Raw genomic sequence first — 18,598 nt, forward strand, 5'->3', positions numbered from 1 at the left:
CATATTCTGGAAAATCTGTGCTGGTTTCGTTTTTGATCGAAAGCAAATGAAAGCCGTCGCGCGAAGAACGCCGCTCAAATCATGACGTTGATCTCGCTTGCGGGACCCACAGTTACAGAGCCCGCTACCATTTGCAGCGCTCAACGAAACACGAAGTCTCTCCTTGAGATCGGAAGCTTCAGCCATTCAAAGCAGATCACCGCGACGGCTGCCGGTTCAGGCCGCTTATGATACGACGTCAGCTATCGAAGCTGACTGCACGCACTCTTATCGTCGAGCGTTTGAGAACGACTCGGTTGGAAGTTCAGGCCCAGCTCACGGACTCCCCGCACTCCAAATGAATCGTCCTTCCACGCGATCGGATCGCCTCGAAGTTCGACGCCCGCGAGGCGACGAACCAGGGTCGATAACCCTATCCTCGCTTGCAGCCTGGCCATTGGAGCTGCCAGACAGAAATGTGCGCCGTAGCCAAATGCAAGATGTGGGTTGTCTTGCCTTCCAAGGTCCAACTCGTTTGGTTTGGAGAACTGCTCAGCATCGCGGTTTGCGGAGCTCAGTGAGAAGGTAACTCGATCGCCGGCGTGAATTGTCCGACCGTGCAGCACAATCTCCTCAGTTGCGATTCTGCTGTCGATCGGCTGAGGCGGGTCATAGCGAAGCAGCTCTTCGACGGCTTGGTCAATGCTCCCAGGGTTGCCTCGTAGTCGATTGAACTCCTGTTCGTTGCTCAGGAGGGCCAGCATCCCATTTCCAAAGAAATGCGTCACCGTCTCGTTGCCTGCGACCAGTATGAGGATACTCGTAGCGACCAATTCATCCTCGCTAAGGACGCTCCCCCGGTCTTCGGCCGCGACCAGAGCTGTCAACAGATCATGCCGGGGATGGTGCCGCCGAAGTGAAAGTTGCCGTCGAAAGTATCGGTCCGCTTCTTCGATCGCTGCCGTCGCGATCTTTCGCTTATCGGAGGTACGGCGGTTGCTCAGGACGAAACCATTTATATGGTCAGTCCATTCTTTCAGCCGTGGAATGTCGCTGCGCGGAAGGCCGAGTTGTTCTGCTACAACAAGTCTCGGTAGCGGTTCGGCGAAGTCAGCCAGAAGATCCATCTGCCCAGCTTCTATTACGCGGTCAACCAGTTCATCGACAATGCTCGCGACCGCAGGTGTGAAACCTTCCAGGACGCGCGAAGTAAAGGCCTTGCTGACGAGCGCTCGTCTGCGAGTATGCTCTGGCGGATCGTTGAAGATGAACCACAGATCCTGAAATTTGTAGTACAAAGGCGAATCCTCAAGAGCTTCCTGGGTCGGGCGTGCTCGGTTGGCTGACAAGCGCGTATCGCGCAATCCCGCTTTGACATCAGCGTAGCGTGTAACGAGCCAACCCTGCCAGCCACTGCACCAATGAACGGGATCCTCGGATCGAAGATGTTCGAGGATAGGAAATGGGTCAGCGATGGTCGAGGGATCGCGAGGGTCGAATTCAATCGCCAAGGTCAACTCCATTGCGACTCAGAGTTCGGGGGTCATCCGTGCCCGTTCCTGCTGATGTGAAGCTTCAATCCGACCAGGTTAGGAGCTGCCGCGCAAAGCGGCAGGAGATGCATCGCGCGATTCAGCGGCAACCCGATCCAATGCCCTGAACAGCTCTCGCCCCATGCGTTCTGAGGCAGCAGCATCGATCGTGCCAGAGGAGAGCAACTGATCGAACAATCGCTTGTAGCCATCAAAATTGTCAGCGTCGATCAACCGGTCCAATTCTGAAAGTGCATCCGATAGCCCCGATCGAGCAGCCTTCGAGAAAGGATTATCCCTCTGAATCTCCCAGTACACGTGCGGCTCACCGCTCACGACCCTTCCCAGGAGAGCCGACATGCATCGGAATGGAGGAGGGAGTATCTCGGTCAGAGCGGCTAATTTGACGTTGCTACGGAGCAGCGTGGCACCAAAAGCCAGGACCAGTGTATGAACAAGCGTTTGCACCGCTGCCATTGTCTCGTCGTGCTCCAACGGCGACATCTGAACGAACTGAAGCCCCTGCTTTGCCAGGCGCGCCTCCAATTCAGCCAAATGGCTGCCTTCGTTGTAAGGCACCCAGGCAACGCCGCCGTGCACCTTGCTTGCGCTCGGCCGGAACAATGGATTGATTCCTACCGCAGGAGACGCCGGCAAGCTTTTTTGGAGTGCTTCGCAAAATCCTGCTTTGGTCGACAGGGTGTCGACCAACAAACAATCGGCTCTGAGGATGCCCGGCAAGACATCCAAAGCAGCCAATGCGACCTCTGCTGGAATGGCGAGCACGAGGATATCAATTTCCGCGAATAGGCGTCGCATACGCAAATCCGGCGCCGTGACGTCGCCGGTCATGAACTCGGCATCGAGCTGCGGCGAACACGAAATCCGATCTAAGAGTGAGACTTGGCTCCCCGCAGTCTGAAGTACGTTCGCCATCCAGCTTCCAACGGCGCCAGCCCCTCCAACCACTAGAGCTCGCTTCATGTTGGCTCTCCAACGGTCGCCAGAGGCACCTCCCTTCGAAGGACTTCCAGGACGTCGGTGGAAATGCCCAGGCCCGCCAGCGAAGAGCGTGCCTTAACCAGCGTCTCCTCAAACTCGTCGTCCTCATCGGACATGGTTATGATGGCGCCGCCAACGCCGAATGTCGCAATACCGTCCTGGATGACTATCGTGCGTATCACGATGTTCAGATCAGCCGCGCCATTGAGCGCGAGGAAGCCAATCGCGCCGGAGTAAACACCTCTCGGCCCTTCCTCCAACTCGTCAATGATCTCCATCGTTCGCACTTTTGGTGCGCCAGTCATGGAGCCTCCTGGGAACGAGGCCAAGATGCAGTCAACAGCAGTCTTTTTATCGTCAAGTTGCCCGCGAATGGTCGATACAAGCTGGTGGACGTGGGAGAAGGACTCGACGTCAAACAGCTTTGGTACGTGCACCGTGCCGACGCCGCATACACGGCTCAGATCATTTCGGACGAGATCAACGATCATGAGGTTTTCGGCGCGGTCCTTCTTGGACGACCGGAGATCGTCTATCGCCTGCGCATTTGTTGCGGGGTCAGAGTGAACGGGCCTTGTACCCTTGATCGGCTTGGATTCCGCAGTTCCACTGGCGGATACAGAAAGGAAGCGCTCCGGCGAGGAACAGAGCACAGCCATTTCTCCAAAAGTCAGAAATGATCCATATGGCGCGGGGCTGGTGGAGCGCAGGTTGGCATACACTGCCAGAGGATCTTCGGTGCAGTCAGCACGAAGCATGTTGGTCAAGCATATTTCATACGACTCACCGTCACGAATCTTGTCGAGACACGCCCTGATCTTCCGGAGATAACTCTCCCGGGAGTGTCTCATGGCAATACGATTGCGAGCTGATCGAGCGTTCGGCGACTCTCGGACGGGTAAGGTCGGGGGAGTGGTTGAAATAGCCTGGATCGCGCCCTCGGTTCTTGCCATCCATTCGGATGCGGCGTGGGCATCGTTGTCTTCCGTAAGGCAAAGCAGCCAGTATTCCGAGCGCTCGTGATCGTAGGCGATCAGGCGGTCCACAAATATGAGCTGAGCATCCGGGAACGGAGACTCGTGAGCAAGCGTACCCCCGGCAGCTGCCTTCATCTCGTATCCGATATACCCGGCGTATCCCAGATTGAATTCGAATGGCAGGTCAGGCGGGGACGCCGCTCGACGATCCCTAAGAACCGAGTTCAAGTAATCAAAAAAATCGACGTCCTCCAGAGTAGACGTGCCTGCCTTGGATCGAATGGTCAGACGTTTGTTCGGCATTGAATACGAAAGCTGCTCGGACAATGGACCGGAAGCATCCGCAAGGAACGAAAAGCGGTGGTCTTTTGAGGGGCGGCTGGTATCGAGCCAAATTGCTGAAGAGCTTGACCCGTAAAGGCATTCAAAGACCCTCAGCGGCTCAGCACGCGAGATGAAATGTCTGGTATGAATCTGATATCGCTCTTGTCGGAGCGTCACAGCCGAACGGCCAGGCGCGCTCGATGTCGAGCCTGCCACGAAATTCTGAATGAGCTGGAGCCCGAACTCGCTGCATATCGACTCAGGATGAAATTGCACACCCCAGTGCGGTCGATTGCGTGATCGAACGGCCATGACAAGGCCGTCGGCCGTCCTGGCAATGACTTCCAGGTCGTCAGGGACCTCCGACACGATCAGGGAATGATATCGGACTGCACTGAATGGAGATGGGATCCCGTCGAATAGTCCGGCTTCGTTGTGAAAGATCTCGTGCACCTCGCCGTGACAGGGGCGCGGCGCATGGGTCACGATTCCGCCGCGGACGTGGCACAATCCCTGGTGCCCGAGACAGACGCCAAGAACAGGAAGGGACGAGCTCTTCAGAACTGCGGCGCACACGCCAAAGTCGCGTGCATTCGCAGGGTGACCGGGCCCTGGAGAGATCACGATGTTGTCGAACTGGTCCAGATTGATCTTGCCAGTCATGTCGTTCCTGATCACCTCCGGCTCGCATCCGGTTGCGCGCCCGATCAGGTCAAACAAGTTCCAGGTAAACGAGTCATAGTTGTCAATCAGCAACGTACGCATCGCGGTCTCCACATTTCAGGCAAGCACACCGGTCAAGGCCGAGCCGTCACTCGCCTTTGACAATCGCCTCCTCGATGCGGCAAGCCTCTGCAATGATCAGGTCGTAGAGAGACCTCATGAATTGCTCCGATAAATCCTGCTCATCGGCGAATTTCGCGACCTTTGATCCTATCTCCGCAACACGCCTGGATTGCATGATCGGTATCGCGTTGTCGCGCTTCACCGTACCGACGCGGCGAATTATTTCGAACCGATCGCGCAGGCAGGCAAGAAGGCGGTCATCGCATTCATTGAGCGCCGCGCGGTACGGTTGGAGCAGCGCGTCGGGAAGCGGGTCACGAGCTGTCAAGGATCAATCCTCAGTTGGGTGACGTTTCGGGTGCGTTTGGTGTAACGAGGGTGTCTTCCCGCTCCGCGTGGTGAAGAATTGTTCGACCGCACAGGCCCTGACGTCGAAGGTCTCGCATCGGGCTGATGCAAAGACGTTGCGAAGATGGTGTCTGGCAAGTATCAGCGACCTCAGGTCGGAATCCGAGTGGCCGATAACGTGCTGCTGATCGACTTTGAGAAGAGCCGTGAACTGCAAGCCGGTCCAGGTAATCGACAACTGAAACTGCGCCGGCGACGAGATCCCTGCGGGCCGCAATACATCAAGTAGAATCTCTTCTGACATATTGAAGCTGTCGATCAGGATCGACCATGCAGTCCGACCTTCGAGGCGAATTCGCTGGGTATGACTCCCGCACGCGCATGGCTCTGTCAGCGCTGTGGCCCGATCACCAATTCTGCATCGCAGTACGGCCATGCCCGTATCGGAAAATGGAGTGATCAATAGTTCGCCGGATTGACCAGCTGCGACTGCATCCCAAGTTGGCGGTGAGACAATTTCGACATGATATGCATCTTGATTGATGTGATAAGTCGAGTGATCGCAGGATGCACACTGGTATCCGATGGGGCCCGTCTCGGTCGCGGTGTACGAGGTGGCCCGCACGAACAATCCTCTCTCTTCGAGAAAATCCGCGTCCAGCTCCTGAATGCCGCCGCTGTGGTAGAGGGCGTTTCGGAGGAAGCAGGACGTGTCGGCGGGAGCTTGCGCCACGATTGCTGTCAAGACTTTTGGGGTCGAAACAACGGTGTCAATCTGGTGGCGCCGGATCAGCTCCAGCACGCGCTCGATGGGGGCTCTGATTCCTATGGGAAACGTCAGTACCGGAATAAATTGCCCCAAATCGTGGACGAACATTCCGGAGCCCAGAAGGTCTCCGAAGCTGGCGCAGTTCGCCAGCTTCTTTGGCAAAGAGTTGGCCAGAGCTGCCTTGAGTCCTCGCGCACCAATGAACTTGACCTGGTCGTTGTAGTCCCATGAATGATACATGAATTTCTCGGCACCTGACGTGCCGCTCGAGCCTAGCGCGATGCCGGGATCGTCAGGATTGAAGAGATAGGAATCGGAAGCCGGTGCCCGACTGAGGTTTGCGGAAGAGAATGGCGTCAGATGTCGCAGGCCTTCAACCGTGTCGACGTCGCGCAGCGCGGGATACGTCTCCATCAGGCGATCAACGCAACGGATTGAAGCGATCAGGTTCTTGAAGTTGCGGTTTGCCAGGTTGTCGATTTCGTCCACTGACAAAGCGTCAAGGTTCTCCGCAAGGACCATTTTGCTTCTCGTCCGCGGAGCGATCATGGCTCTTGTCATCTGCATATCCTGGGTCTGCCTGGTGTTCGGTGAAGCTCACATTGCCGAGACTTGGCGGATGACGTCCGCAGCGTGCGACAGCTGATCGGGTGAGTGCGAGGCACTCACTGCAAAGCGCAGCAGGCCGGTACCTTGCGCCACGGTTGGATAGAACGCAGGCAGCAGCAATATCCCTTCTTGCCGGAGCTTCTTTGCTGCGGCAAATGCCAGCTTCTCATTTGGGATCCGCAGACCGCGGATCGGGGTCGGCAAACCAGCATTTTCGAGGTGAGACTGTGTCTCGCGATCAAACTGCTGCAGGTTCTTTCGCAAGATCTTTTGAAGCGCGAGTACCGTGCCATCGAGATGCAGTCGGATGCTTGCGACATTCGCCGCGAGCATCGGCAGCATGATCGAATGTCCGAAGACAAGAGGATTTGCACTCTTGCGAGCGCTTGCCACGTCGCTCTGTTCGGGGAGAGCAACATAGCCTCCAGCTCCGCCGAATGCCTTCGATAGCGAGCCGACCACGATTACGTTCCGGGGGATGGCCCGCCCAAATGCAGAAGCGGCATAACCTTGTCCAAAATCTCCGGCGATGGACGTGCCGTGCGCATCGTCGACGTAAAGGTACCCACCGAATTCGGCTGCAACCCTCTGCAAATGCACGACGTCGATCAAACCGCCCATTGAGCCGACGCCGTCGGTCAATATCACCGGCGTTCGACCGGCAACTGCCCCTGCTTTCAGTCCCTCTTCAAGACTGTCAGGTGCTGCGAGGTCAAAGCGCCGAACAGGCCCGATCTGTTCGAGAACGCCCCTTAGAATTTGCATGGAAGCGTGCGCGGTCCGCTCGATCAGGAAAAGTGGGCCGGCTTTTGCAATCGGAAAACTCGCTAGCCCGCCGGCGCCCAGCAACGGGAGGATACCGATGTGCACGTTGCTGACGGAACTAAAGCTCAAGCAATGCAGACCGCCATGAATTTGCCCAAGCCCTTCATCCAGCAACGGCAAGAACGGCGGCATCATCCGGTTTCTTGACGAGGAGAAATGAACGCCAAATTCGTCGATCGCTGCCCGGGCCGCTTCTGTCAGCATGGGATGGGATTCCAGACCCAGGTACGAGCAGGAAATGAACTCCGTCGCCCAATCTCCATTCCGCAATTGCACGGATTTGCCGTCCCGCCGCTCGAAGACGTGGCCCGTTACCCCTTCCTCGAAGCACCGGTCGATCATGCTGGACGTTCGGTTCAAGCGTTGTCGAAACCAGGAGTCTCCTGAATGTTTCCCGCTCTCGAGATGACTCTGCGGACGACGCGGCCCATTGCTCGCCGAGCGCGTCGTGTCGAGACGGATTGCCTTCGTCCAACGCGGTCTATTCTCCTGATCGCTTTGGGTCTCCATTCCAACGAAAGCACCGAGCGACTTGAGAATGCCGTGAATGGCTTGACCCTGCTCGTCTCCGTGCTCGACGATATACGCTCCGCCAGGTTTCAGGAGCCTGGCCGCCATCAAGGCTGTGCTCTTGAGAACCGCTAATCCGTTCTCATCACTGTAAAGGGCCATGCTGGGCTGATACTGGGCCCATTCGGGCGGAATCGTCTTTTCGGGAGGTACATAGGGCGGATTTGCCAAGACAAGATCGAACCGGGCGTCCATGTCCGATAGCAATCCCGGGTCGTTGACGTCTCCTTGTATCAGCTGAATGGGTTTGTCACCGGCGCTGAGTCGTTGCCTTCTGTTGTGGTGCGCGTAGACGAGTGCATCGTTGCTCAGCTCGATTCCGAAAACGCCTGCATCTGGTCGATGATGGGCAACGGCAAGCGCGAGTGCGCCAACCCCAGTGCACAGATCGAGCACAAGCGGATCTGTTTTACCCCCAAGAAAGTCCAGCGCTGCCTGGAGATATGTCTCCGACTGCCGCCGGGGAATGAAAGCGCCCGGGCCTACCCAGAATTCCAACCCTCCCAGGCTGGCGGTCTTCGTCAAATATTCAAGCGGGACGCGATGAGCGCGTTGCTCGACGAGGGTGTCAAGGATGTCGGCGAATGCGGCCTTGCTCAGCCCACCCGCTTCCGCGGCCGCGACAGCTATGAGAGCTAGAACGTCTCCTTGAGGATCGCGGACACCAGTGCCTTCGAGCGTCTGAACGGCGCGCTCGAAAAGCGATCCAAGAAGTTCGTCGTGAGGTGGTGCAACGGATATGTTGTTCATGGCTTGCGCGCACGCTAGTTGTACTGCTTGTAGTAGCCATCGAGTTTCGATCGTATTCCCTCGTGCATCATTGCGCAGACCAATATTTCGGCTGGGGGCGTGAAGGTGTCGTGAAGCTCCGCTGAAATCTCCACATATCGTCGCTCGAGATGCTTCGCGATACGCGGTGGCCAATCGACCGGGACGTTCCAATCGGCCTCGTACCCCGTTGCAAGCATGTGGGTCACGGCCTGTTGGACAATATCCTGACGGCTGCCCATGCAGAGCGGTCGCCGTACCGGCGAGAAGTCCGGCACAAACGGCAGGCTGTCCGGGGAGAGCATCCGATTTGCAAGCTTGGTCGCCAGTAGTGGCGATTGGTGCAGGCCATCCCGATATGTACCGGTCAGCATCCAAATGCCGGTGGATCCGATCTCGCCTATCAATGGAAAGCCATCGACGGGAACGGGTCGATTTCCAACTTGCAGAGCGATGACGCGCGCTGAGACCAGATCCGTGTGCAACTGCTTCAAGGCACAGCCGAGCAGGAAGTGAAGATCGCCGATAGCGGCGTGGGTTTGGGGCTCGTCGGATATGATGTTGGTGGCGCCGACATACAGGACTCCGGGCTCCCTCGGCACGGCATGGAGGCCGCATGCGAATGCGCGATTTGGCGTGCGGGTCACTGTCGATGGACAGCCGGCGTCGTCGACCTTGAGCACGGCCGATATGCCGTATCCGCTGACCATGGGGGGAACGTACCGCGCAACGTCTGGCAAAGCCTTGTTCAGAAGATCCAACGACTTGACCCCGGCTGCCAGGACGACCTGCTTGGCAGGTATCCAGGTTCCGTCGTCAAGGGTCACACCTTCGACACTTCCGCTTTTGGAGGGAATGTCTGATGCGTTCCCGTTGAGGAGCAAGCCGCCTGCCGAGACAAATGCCCGTTCGATCATAGGCAGGTAAACAGCCGCATTCACCGAGTGTTCGCCGGCGATGTGGAGCGCCTTGAGCGCCCGGGCTCCATCCTGCGGCGTCAGCCAATCGATCTCGGATTCGTCGAGAAGCTCATAGGGGGATTGATATTCATCCAGGGCAGACTGCATTGCGCTGAAGTTCGCGGAATCCACCGCTGATGTTCCAACCGTATTGAGAATGACTGTCGTCCCGGATTTGGAGCGCGCACTCGACGCTTTCGTCCCGGTCATCTCTGCGAGCGAGGCGATCCAATCGTCCCAGAGAGCGGTCGCATCAACGTCCATTTGAAGCTTCATTCGCCCAAAGCGGCTGGAAAGAAGCTCGCGAGTCACCTCGCCAAAGCAACCGTTCATCGCGCCCGCGGCGGGTGATGCGCCCCATTGCTTCGAGGAAGGGCCGATCACTGCAACGCGGCAGTTGCGCTTGACCAGTTCAACTCCCAGGGCCAGTCCCAAAGCCCCATTTCCGACAATCGCAACATCGACGCCTTTGATCCTGTTGGCGCCATTTGCTTCAGTCTTTGATGTGGTCATGTTGCTACTTCAGTCCTTTGCACCGTGTTGCATTTCTCAACGTTCAAACTTCATCACACCGTTCTTCGTTGGTGAGCAAAGGCGTTGCAGCTGGTCGTCGGCGTCGGCCTTGAAGACGTCGCTATTCAAAGATCAATTACAACGTGTGTCAAGGTAGTGCGACCTAAGGACGTGTAAAAAGATTTTCGCAATCAAAATATGCCGGAGATTGACCCGCATCTTTGATCGTGATTATGGTTTGAGAAAAGACAATCAGTTGTTGTGCTCTGATGGTTTGGAGTGAAATACACCCTGAAGATGCACTACTATTGGTCGGTCATGCTGAGCTACGTGGCGAGAACGCGAATCGCATCAATGAACGAACATTGATGGACCCGAATGGAGAAGTGCCCATGCCACGCGTTCGTGCCGACGTATCGCAAACTCAATTCATCAGCCGGGTTTTCACACCGCAACGTATTCTTTCACTTCCGGCAGGGGCGTCATCGACTGCCACAATGGCTCCCGCCTGGCTCATTCGCCCGGGAGCGCGTCACGGCACATCGCCAGCTCCGAGTGACATGCGAGGCGCGAGAGGATGATAAGGCATTCCCGCCCGCACCCGTACGGCGAGTTCCTCGCCAAAGGCGCGCACGGTGCTGCGCTTCATCTCCTGGATCGAGACGGCCGGCCATTGGGCGAGCGGAGTGCTCCAGCATTCGCGCTGGCTGGCGTGGAGATTGAAGAGCGAAGCTCGACTTTCCGTGGCCGGGAGGGAAAATCCATGAATGTTTCCGGCTACAGGCAGGTCATGAGCAATTGGAGTACGTCAATCTCTGCTCTGCGCTCGCTTCGGAGAGCCTATAGTGACTATTCAGGTGCAGAGCATTTCGCCGTCAATCATCTTTGGAGATTTGCCCGGATCGTAACAAGTGTACCAGCTTTCCTTGTCTTTCGACGGAACGCTGCAATGATCGATGGTGAAATTCCCACGTACATTGCCGGCTTGTACAAGATCGGCGGAGGGCCGTTCCTGACAAGCATCCGTTTGCTGATGGATGGCGATCCGGACGACGGGTTCTTCCGTGCGATGACGCCTGAGGCGTATCTCGCGTACACGGAAGACAACGGTGTTTTCAATATTCGCTCGACTGCGTGCGCGGCGCCACCGAAGTTGGTGCTCGAGTTCTTGCAAATGGTCATTTCCGGACGGGAAGATGCTCCCTCGGATCTTCGCGATGCTCTGCCAGACCTGGACAACGCAAATGGCTTCTTCGACTATGCAGTCGCCTGCTTGAAGCAAGACTATCTCAAGCTGGAGTATTCGCTGCATGTGGCGGAATTGTATCTGCGCCTCCGGCTGCAGTGCCTTGGTAGTTTACCTCATTCGCTGATCATGGACGACATAGCTTCCAGCATGCTGAACCAGTCGGGATGGCTCTTCGGGATAGGTAAGAAAGTATTCGACCCCGAACGACTTTGCAGCCCCGACGTCTTGTTGTTGCGAAGGCACGAGGCGCAAATCAAATCGGCAATCAGCGTCGTGCAAAGAGAATTGCGTGATTTGTCGTGGAATGTCGAATGGAGCAGCCTCGCGGTTGCCGGTCGAGGCGAACCTGGTGATGGCGTGATGAGTCAATGGTCGTGTCGATCGGTCGGCGGCTCCAGCGACATTCCAGTCGATATGGCTGTCGGTCGGGCGCTTTCGAGTTTCAGAGCCGATCTGCTGTCGCTCGAGAGTTATTTTCTGAGGGCATTCACAGACATTCAGGCCGAGATCAATGAATCATTGGGATGGGCGCCGCCGGAAAGTCTGTCGCGCGACATGTTGAGCAAAGGAACCGAAGGTCCTTCAATAGGGGATCTTGCGGCTTTCACGCAGTGATGGGGCGCGCGCTTCAAAGTCGAAGAGCGAGTCCTCGATGTTCATGATGCGGGAACTAAAGTCATAAGGAAAGAAACTGTGGCAGCAGGCATGCGCTTTAAGGAGCGAGTAAGAGCTGGGTCCAAGATGATTGGTGCTTGGTCGTTGACCGGTTCTGCCGACGTCGTTGAAATCATGGCGATGGCAGGATTTGATTTCATCGTCATCGATCATGAACATGGTCAAGGAAGCATCGAGAGTGCAGCCAGTCAGTTGAGAAGCTTGAAGGATACCGGCTGTGCCGGCATTGTTCGAGTACCCAGCAATGATCCTATTTACATCAAGCGTGTCCTGGACATTGGCGTTGATGGGCTAATGGTTCCCAATATCGGAGATAAAGCGGCCGCAGAGCGGGCGGTTGCGGCATGCAGGTATCCTCCAGCGGGTACGCGCGGCGCCTTTTCGGGCATGCGAGCTAACCGATATGGGCTGGATACGAGCTACCACCAGGGGGCGAATGATGCGATCACCGTTATTGTGCAAATCGAAAGCCGTGATGCTGTCGGAAACATCGCCGACATCGCGCGGGTCGATGGTATCGATGCCATGTTCATCGGCCCGCGAGATTTGTCTGCGTCGTTGGGAAAGCTAAACCGCTTTGACGATAGCGAAGTATCGGGCGTCATAACGCAGGCCGAAAGGGCTATTAAGCGTTCTGGAATGCGGATGGGGAGCATTGCGCTTGGTCCTGACCGTGCTCGCGCAATGCTGGCGAGCGACTACGATTTTGTCGTGTCCGGCAGTGACACATCGATCATTGCGCAATCGAGTGCGTCGATTGTTCGTACCGCGCTTGGTTCACATTGAATTGCGGTGACGGAGGTGTCGCACTGATAGCACGCCTTTTTGATCTCCAGCGTCAATCGGGGTCGTCAGGTATCGTTCTTCGACGTTTGTCATGATGGAGCGCCGAAATCTCCAGAAGGTAGGGCGCAGAAGAGCAATGTAGTGATAGGGGAGCGCACTGGCTGCGAGTGGGTTCATGGCTGACTCAAGCGATCACAGAGATCGATCTACGTTGTGCGGCGTCCCGAGCGGTGGCCGTTTAGATGGTGGCAATTGGGTTGGAGAAGAAGGTTCTCATAAAAGACACGATAACGACAATTCCAACTCTGCGCCGACCGTAGGCGACGAGAAATCGACAGGAGACCGCGGGCCTGGTGGGTCCGATAACGGCAATGGTAGCCACGGATACGGTCTTGAAGACCATTGCCATAGCATTGAAGACAGCGGTTACGGCGGCTATGAGATCACGCACGGCATTTTGCCGTTGGAGTGAAATACGTTGGACTGCCGTTAGCTTGATCGTCGATGTGTCGACTGCGACGTCCAGCTGGTTGCAGGGGTTAAGGAGGGGGACGCGTCGGAGGCGGGCCTCAAGCTCAGATGCCTTCTGCCACGCGCTCTTTCGTGCGCATCGTCCATATCTGCGAACGAGCCAACAAAAATAACACCAGCGACATCATCGCTAACGCCGGCAATAGCATTGCTAGTCTGAGGCCCCACACAGCGCAGACAGTGCCGGCAATGAGGGAGCCGATAGGGCCGCCGCCGCCCATGCCCAGCTGAAACAACGACATAAGGCGCGCTCGGTGACTGGGCGGTGCCATGATTTGCACAATGGTGCGCGCTTGCGTCAGGGTAACGCCAGCCCCGATTCCCCATAGGAAGTTCAGAGCGACGAAGACGGGAAACGGGGGAAGCGTCGATAATCCCGTCAACACCAGAGTGCCAGCTCCAACCGCGATCACAATCACTCTTCCGCGAAGGTCAAGACGCCGCGCTACGCTGGCCATACCCACGCTGGCAATGATCGTACCAGCCCAGAAGGCGAAGCTGGTATATGCCAGTTCCGCCGAGCTCCCCGCATAGGCGTCGCGCACAGCAAGAGGAATCACGGCCATGAATGGACCGACATAGAATACGCCGATACCAAAATTCAGCAGCAGAACCGGCCAGATTTGTTCTGATCGTGCAGCCTCCGATACGCCTTCGGTAACACCACGCCAGAAACTTCCTTTCCTTGCGTTTGAATCCCGTGGCTGGTCAGCTATCCAGAAAAGAGCGACGCAACCCAACAGCAGAACAATGCTATTCAGTAGCAAGAGCGGCGGTGCGCCGAAGCGATCAGCCTGGGCACCGCAAGCAATACCAAGTAGCTGGCCGACGAATTGCATAGCCGTGACGTATGCAACCGCGGACGGTAATTCAGCGCGCTGTACGATCGAAGGCAGGAGAGCGTCTCGGGTCGGAATGGCGAAGGCGCTAATTGCGCCCATCGTGACGCCGTACACAATGAGCAACGGATAGCTGAGCTCTGTCTGCCAAATCATCCAGGCAAGCGCGAGCGGCGGTATCGCATATAAGATGTGGTAGAGCGCCAGCAGGCGGCGTGGGTTTCCACGATCGGCGACCAAGCCGCCCAGCGGCAGGAACAGCAGGCCCGGTGCCATGAGCGCGGCCTGCGCAATTCCGACGGAAAAAGCGTCCATCCGCAGAACAACGGCGACCAGCCAGGGGAAAAGCACCATCTGTACGCCAAGCGGTGCAAACCAGCTCGCTAACCCCACAAGGTAGGCAGAAAAGGTGGACCGGCTTGAACTCACTCAGCAATCCCGTTCACGCCAGACCCATCACCATCAACCTTCGGAATGTCGCCCTCAAGCAAGTCGACGTTGATCAAAGGGATATGACGCATTTAGTGTCCCAAGGTGACAGTTCTCGGAACGATCAACCACAAATTGCCGGTTGTCAATTTCAAATCGGCCTGCGGTCGATGCGCCGGCCTGCTCGCTGGATGTCTCGGCTTGGATGATCCAGGACCTATCTGCTCGCCTTCGACGAGGAGCTTCCCAAGGCTGCGGATGCCGCCGCGCTGAAGGCCGCAATGGACGCGCGCTTCCCGAATCTCGGCATGGGCGTGGCGCTCGATATCGGCTCCAAGGTCGCCAAGGGCGAGATGAAGTGGGGCTGAGAGGCCCGCGGACGGTTTGCGGCGGTTCGCAGTGCGGCCGCCGCTACCCCTCGTACTGATCCGGCCCCATCGCCCAGAGCGACTGATCGTGGCCGGCCGCGTAATTGCGGTTGTTGATGGCAGGATTGCGATTGACCATCGGCCGCATGAACATTGGATGGGTGGCGCTGCGCACCTCGTGCTCGACGGTGAACAGATGCTTGCCGCTGTCGAGATCGACGATGTCGCAGAAGCGGTACTGGTATTGATTGTCCTCGCGGGAGATCAGGTCGCGCGCCAGCAGTTTACGGTACGGCCCTGAGAAATCGGTGATGTACATCTGCACATGGTGGCCATCGTAATCGCCCGGGGGCCGGTCGGTCTCGCGGAAGAGCAGATACTGGTCGCGGCCCGTCTGCACGGCGGCAACATGGCCATCGCCATTCCGCAAGGCTGCGGGCATGTTCATGATTTCAGGGTAGAACGCGCAAATCGCTTTGGCCGTCCCGACAGGCACGTCGAACTCGACATAGGGAATGCCGAGCGCGATGCGCCCGAAGCGCGCTGTGTCCGGTTCAAAGCAGCGAAAGCGGTTGCCCCACGGGCAGATCGCCTCGACGTGATCGTTGTGCTCGGTGAACGCGAACGCCGTGCCCTCGAGTTTCTTGGCGACTGACGCCAGCCGCGCCAGCAGCGCCTCGCGGCCCTCGATGATCAGCCCGGTATGGCCGCGCAGCACCTGCGGCTTGCCGCTCGGCAGGTGAAACTGGCTGCGTCCGGCGTTGATCCACATGTTGGTGTCGGACACCATCAGATAGGGATCGCGGGTGAGGCCCAGTCCGGTCACGTAGAACAGCGTGGCGAGGCGCTGGTCCGGGACCTGGATGTTGACGTGCTCGAAATGGATGGCATTGCCGAGATCTTCTGCGGATCGATCGAATTGTTGCGGCATGGATGAGCCCTGGGCTGGGATACTGAAAGCTCCATATTAGAGCACATTTTCCGCCAGCCGAAACGCTTCGCCGATCACATCTTCAGGGCAGGGCATGATGTCCGTTGCCGCCTTGCCGTGGCAGCCAGTCCCTGTAATCTGGCGAAAACGATGAGGGAAAGTTCGATGGGAGGAGTTCTGGAGGGCGTGCGCGTGCTCGATTTCGGGCGCTATATCGCAGGGCCCTATTGCGCGACCTTGCTGGCCGAATTCGGCGCCGAGGTGATCCGCGTGGAAAAGCGTGACGGCAGCGAGGATCGCTTCGTGGCGCCGGTCGGCGAGAACGGCGAAGGCGCGCTGTTTCTCCAGGTCAACCGCAACAAGAAGTGCATCACGCTCGATCCGATGAAGCCGGAGGGGCAGGAGGTGATGCGCCGCCTGATCGCCACCGCCGACGTCGTCGTCGCCAATCTGCCGCCGCAGACCCTGAGCGCGATGAAGCTCGATTATGAACAGCTGAAAGCGATCAAGCCGGACATCATCCTGACAACGGCGACCGCATTCGGCGGGCCGGGGCCATGGTCCGACCGCGTCGGCTTCGACGGCGTCGGCCAGGTCATGTCGGGCTCGGTCTACATGACCGGCGCCGGCGATCCGCCATACAGGGCTGCGGTGAACTGGGTCGATTTCGGCACGGCGCTGCATTGCGCATTCGGCACGCTCGCGGCCTTGATCGAGCGCAGCAAATCCGGACGCGGCCAGATCGTCGAAGGCGCGCTGCTCGCAACCGCCTTGTCCTTCACCAATGCCACGCTCATTGAGCAAGCGGTCATTAACGTCAACCGCGTGCCGACGGGCAATCTCGGCCAGACCGCGGCGCCCGCCGACATCTATCGCACCAAGGACGGCTGGGTGCTGTGCCAGGTCACGGGCCATCCGCTGTTCAAGCGCTGGGCGAGGCTGATGGGCGAGGAGGAGCAATGGCTGAACGACCCGCGCTTTGCCGACGACATCAGCCGCGGCAATAACGGCCCCGTCATCAGCGAGCGAATGGCGCGCTGGTGCGCCGAGCGCACCACGCAGGACGCCGTCGATACGCTGGGCAAGGCGATGATCCCGACCGGGCCGGTGCTGAGCCCGCAACAGGCGCTGGATCACCCGCACATCCGCGCTGCCGGTTTCCTGCAGGATGTCGACTATCCGGGCTTGCCGAAGCGCGCCCCGCTCGCGCGCGCCGCGGTGCGGCTGTCGGAAACGCCGGGCGAGATCGCAACGCGCCCGCCGACGCTCGGCGAGCACACCGATAGCGTGCTTGCCGAAATCGGCTACGACAAGGCTGCGATCGCTGCGCTTCGGCAGGGCGGCATTATCTAGCTGGACGGGCGGCCCCGCGACATCGCGGAGCCGCATTTGCATCAGGCGGTCTACGCTGCGGTGGAGGCCTTGGCGTTGACGCCCTTGCGCAAGGCTACCGTGTTCAGCTTGGTGTTGGCAGCCTTCTCTTCGTTCAGGTTCGTCGTCAGGAAACGCACGATCTCGTCGTGCCCGAGCTCCTCGGCCCAGGCAATCAGCGTGCCGTAGCGGCAGATTTCGTAATGCTCGACCGCCTGCGCATTGGCGACGATAGCAGCGTCCAGCACGGCCTTTTCCTCGATCTCGCCGGCGGTCTCGTCGGCTTCCTTGATGATTCCGTCGATAGCCGGGCATTGGGTCCCGCTCGGCTCCTTGCCGAGCTTGGCGAAGACTTTCTGGAGCCGTTCGACCTGATTGTTGGTTTCCTCGAGATGGTTCTTGAGGCCGGTGACGAGATCCCGATTGGTCGCCTTGTCGATCATCTTCGGCAGCGCTTTCAGGATCTGCTGCTCCGCATAATAGATGTCCTGAAGACCGTGCGTGAACAGGTCTTCCATCGATTTGATGTCCTTGGTGAACAGTCCCATCTGCAATCTCTCCCTTTCGCAATGGCTATTTTGGAACACGGGCAACCGTCCGTAGTTCCTATCTCTGGAACGGACAGGGAGCATCGACATGCCCGACGAACGCTTTGCCAATTTGCTGGGCCGAGCCGCCATGGACGTCTGGGGCGATATGCCACGTGACGTCCAGGAGGCGCTGTTCGAGACGGCGATGAAGGGCCATTCCGGAGACCGCGAAGCGCTTGCGCGACTGTTGCACGACCGCCATCCGCGAACCGCGCATCCCGCCAAACCCAACTGAGAAGATGACAGGAGAGCTTCAAATGGCGGAACCGATGGACGATCGCATCCGGACGCGCGCGCATCAGCTTTGGGAATTGGCGGGCAAGCCTGAAGGGCGGGACGACGAGTTCTGGCACGAGGCGCAGCGTGAATTGTCCGGCGATCCCGCCATCAACCCCGAAGAAGCCTCCGATACGTTCACGGAATAACTAACCGGTCGCCGCCGATGGCTTCGACCTGCGGAAATGCTCGCGAGATCACGGGATGGCGGAACCCGGCTCCGCCAAGCACTAGCCGGCATCTCAGGAAGGAAATTGTCATGCTCAGGAGATCAATGCTGGTCGGCGCCATGCTGGCCGTCAGCTCGACCATCGCTCTGGCAGGTCCGTGCAACACCGCCAACCGCGACGCAGGTTCAGGACCGGTGACGACCGGCAAGGCGGCCGAGACGACCGGCACCGCTTCACCAGCCGCCAAGGAGCACGCCGCGACGTCGGCCATGAACAAGGCGAGCGAGAGCACGGCGACCTCCTCGCAGGATGCCCAGCGTCAGATGCAGGGACAGCCGACGGCCGCCGAGCAGTCGAAGACCGCGACAAGCCGCAGCGACAAGGATTGCTAGGTCATCAGCATGTCCAGACGGCGGGCGAGA

At 58.2% G+C, this 18,598-nt stretch carries 16 protein-coding genes and 1 pseudogene; 7 read left to right on the forward strand and 10 right to left on the reverse strand.

Going from position 1 to position 18,598, the window contains the following annotated elements; all coding sequences use genetic code 11:
* Positions 1-242: 242 nt before the first annotated feature.
* From AB7532_RS09360 to AB7532_RS09390, 7 genes are all read right to left on the reverse strand, one after another.
* Positions 243-1,490, reverse strand: a complete 1,248-nt coding sequence (locus tag AB7532_RS09360; RefSeq protein ID WP_441234511.1) for a cytochrome P450 — start codon at positions 1,488-1,490, stop codon at positions 243-245.
* A gap of 78 nt (positions 1,491-1,568) precedes the next feature.
* Positions 1,569-2,495: a prephenate dehydrogenase/arogenate dehydrogenase family protein gene (locus AB7532_RS09365; protein WP_441234512.1), complete on the reverse strand. Its 927-nt coding sequence runs from the start codon at positions 2,493-2,495 to the stop codon at positions 1,569-1,571.
* Positions 2,492-4,579 carry an aminodeoxychorismate synthase component I gene (gene pabB / locus AB7532_RS09370; protein ID WP_441234513.1) on the reverse strand — a complete coding sequence of 696 codons (2,088 nt, stop codon included), beginning with the start codon at positions 4,577-4,579 and terminating at the stop codon, positions 2,492-2,494. The genes AB7532_RS09365 and pabB overlap by 4 nt, the downstream gene beginning before the upstream one ends.
* Before the next feature lie 46 nt (positions 4,580-4,625).
* On the reverse strand, positions 4,626-4,928 hold the full coding sequence (locus AB7532_RS09375; RefSeq protein ID WP_441234514.1) for a chorismate mutase: 303 nt from the start codon (positions 4,926-4,928) through the stop codon (positions 4,626-4,628).
* Between the two features lie 3 nt (positions 4,929-4,931).
* Positions 4,932-6,278 carry a phenylacetate--CoA ligase family protein gene (locus tag AB7532_RS09380; protein ID WP_441234515.1) on the reverse strand — a complete coding sequence of 449 codons (1,347 nt, stop codon included), beginning with the start codon at positions 6,276-6,278 and terminating at the stop codon, positions 4,932-4,934.
* A 36-nt stretch (positions 6,279-6,314) separates the two neighbouring features.
* Positions 6,315-8,471 (reverse strand): HemK family protein methyltransferase, encoded by a 2,157-nt coding sequence (locus AB7532_RS09385; RefSeq protein WP_441234516.1) that lies wholly within the window; start codon positions 8,469-8,471, stop codon positions 6,315-6,317.
* A gap of 14 nt (positions 8,472-8,485) precedes the next feature.
* Positions 8,486-9,961 carry an NAD(P)/FAD-dependent oxidoreductase gene (locus tag AB7532_RS09390; RefSeq protein WP_441234517.1) on the reverse strand — a complete coding sequence of 492 codons (1,476 nt, stop codon included), beginning with the start codon at positions 9,959-9,961 and terminating at the stop codon, positions 8,486-8,488.
* Positions 9,962-10,910: 949 nt separating this feature from the next.
* On the opposite strand from AB7532_RS09390, the gene AB7532_RS09395 reads away from it, so the two are divergent.
* Positions 10,911-11,825: a hypothetical protein gene (locus AB7532_RS09395; protein WP_441234518.1), complete on the forward strand. Its 915-nt coding sequence runs from the start codon at positions 10,911-10,913 to the stop codon at positions 11,823-11,825.
* A 78-nt stretch (positions 11,826-11,903) separates the two neighbouring features.
* On the forward strand, positions 11,904-12,671 hold the full coding sequence (locus tag AB7532_RS09400) for an HpcH/HpaI aldolase family protein (protein WP_441234519.1): 768 nt from the start codon (positions 11,904-11,906) through the stop codon (positions 12,669-12,671).
* A 575-nt stretch (positions 12,672-13,246) separates the two neighbouring features.
* Here AB7532_RS09400 and AB7532_RS09405 read toward each other — a convergent pair.
* Positions 13,247-14,470, reverse strand: coding sequence for an MFS transporter (locus AB7532_RS09405; protein WP_441234520.1), 1,224 nt, complete (start codon positions 14,468-14,470; stop codon positions 13,247-13,249).
* 209 nt (positions 14,471-14,679) lie between these two features.
* On the opposite strand from AB7532_RS09405, the pseudogene AB7532_RS09410 reads away from it, so the two are divergent.
* Positions 14,680-14,838, forward strand: a pseudogene (locus AB7532_RS09410) (MBL fold metallo-hydrolase); the annotation flags it as partial.
* Between the two features lie 43 nt (positions 14,839-14,881).
* Here AB7532_RS09410 and AB7532_RS09415 read toward each other — a convergent pair.
* Positions 14,882-15,769, reverse strand: coding sequence for a VOC family protein (locus AB7532_RS09415; protein WP_441234521.1), 888 nt, complete (start codon positions 15,767-15,769; stop codon positions 14,882-14,884).
* 165 nt (positions 15,770-15,934) lie between these two features.
* On the opposite strand from AB7532_RS09415, the gene AB7532_RS09420 reads away from it, so the two are divergent.
* The gene (locus tag AB7532_RS09420) at positions 15,935-17,122 is read left to right on the forward strand and encodes a CaiB/BaiF CoA transferase family protein (protein ID WP_441234522.1); all 1,188 of its coding nucleotides are present in this window, start codon (positions 15,935-15,937) and stop codon (positions 17,120-17,122) included.
* Positions 17,123-17,172: 50 nt separating this feature from the next.
* On the opposite strand, the gene AB7532_RS09425 is transcribed toward AB7532_RS09420, so the two are convergent.
* Positions 17,173-17,688, reverse strand: a complete 516-nt coding sequence (locus AB7532_RS09425) for a YciE/YciF ferroxidase family protein (protein ID WP_441234523.1) — start codon at positions 17,686-17,688, stop codon at positions 17,173-17,175.
* Between the two features lie 88 nt (positions 17,689-17,776).
* On the opposite strand from AB7532_RS09425, the gene AB7532_RS09430 reads away from it, so the two are divergent.
* The 3 genes from AB7532_RS09430 to AB7532_RS09440 all read left to right on the forward strand — a co-directional run bounded on the left by AB7532_RS09430 (position 17,777) and on the right by AB7532_RS09440 (position 18,568).
* On the forward strand, positions 17,777-17,965 hold the full coding sequence (locus tag AB7532_RS09430; RefSeq protein WP_441234524.1) for a hypothetical protein: 189 nt from the start codon (positions 17,777-17,779) through the stop codon (positions 17,963-17,965).
* Between the two features lie 22 nt (positions 17,966-17,987).
* Positions 17,988-18,155 carry a DUF2934 domain-containing protein gene (locus AB7532_RS09435; RefSeq protein WP_441234525.1) on the forward strand — a complete coding sequence of 56 codons (168 nt, stop codon included), beginning with the start codon at positions 17,988-17,990 and terminating at the stop codon, positions 18,153-18,155.
* Positions 18,156-18,265: 110 nt separating this feature from the next.
* Positions 18,266-18,568 (forward strand): hypothetical protein, encoded by a 303-nt coding sequence (locus AB7532_RS09440; protein ID WP_441234526.1) that lies wholly within the window; start codon positions 18,266-18,268, stop codon positions 18,566-18,568.
* Positions 18,569-18,598: the final 30 nt, after the last annotated feature.

Source organism: Bradyrhizobium sp. 930_D9_N1_4 (assembly GCF_052076015.1).
GTDB lineage: Bacteria > Pseudomonadota > Alphaproteobacteria > Rhizobiales > Xanthobacteraceae > Bradyrhizobium.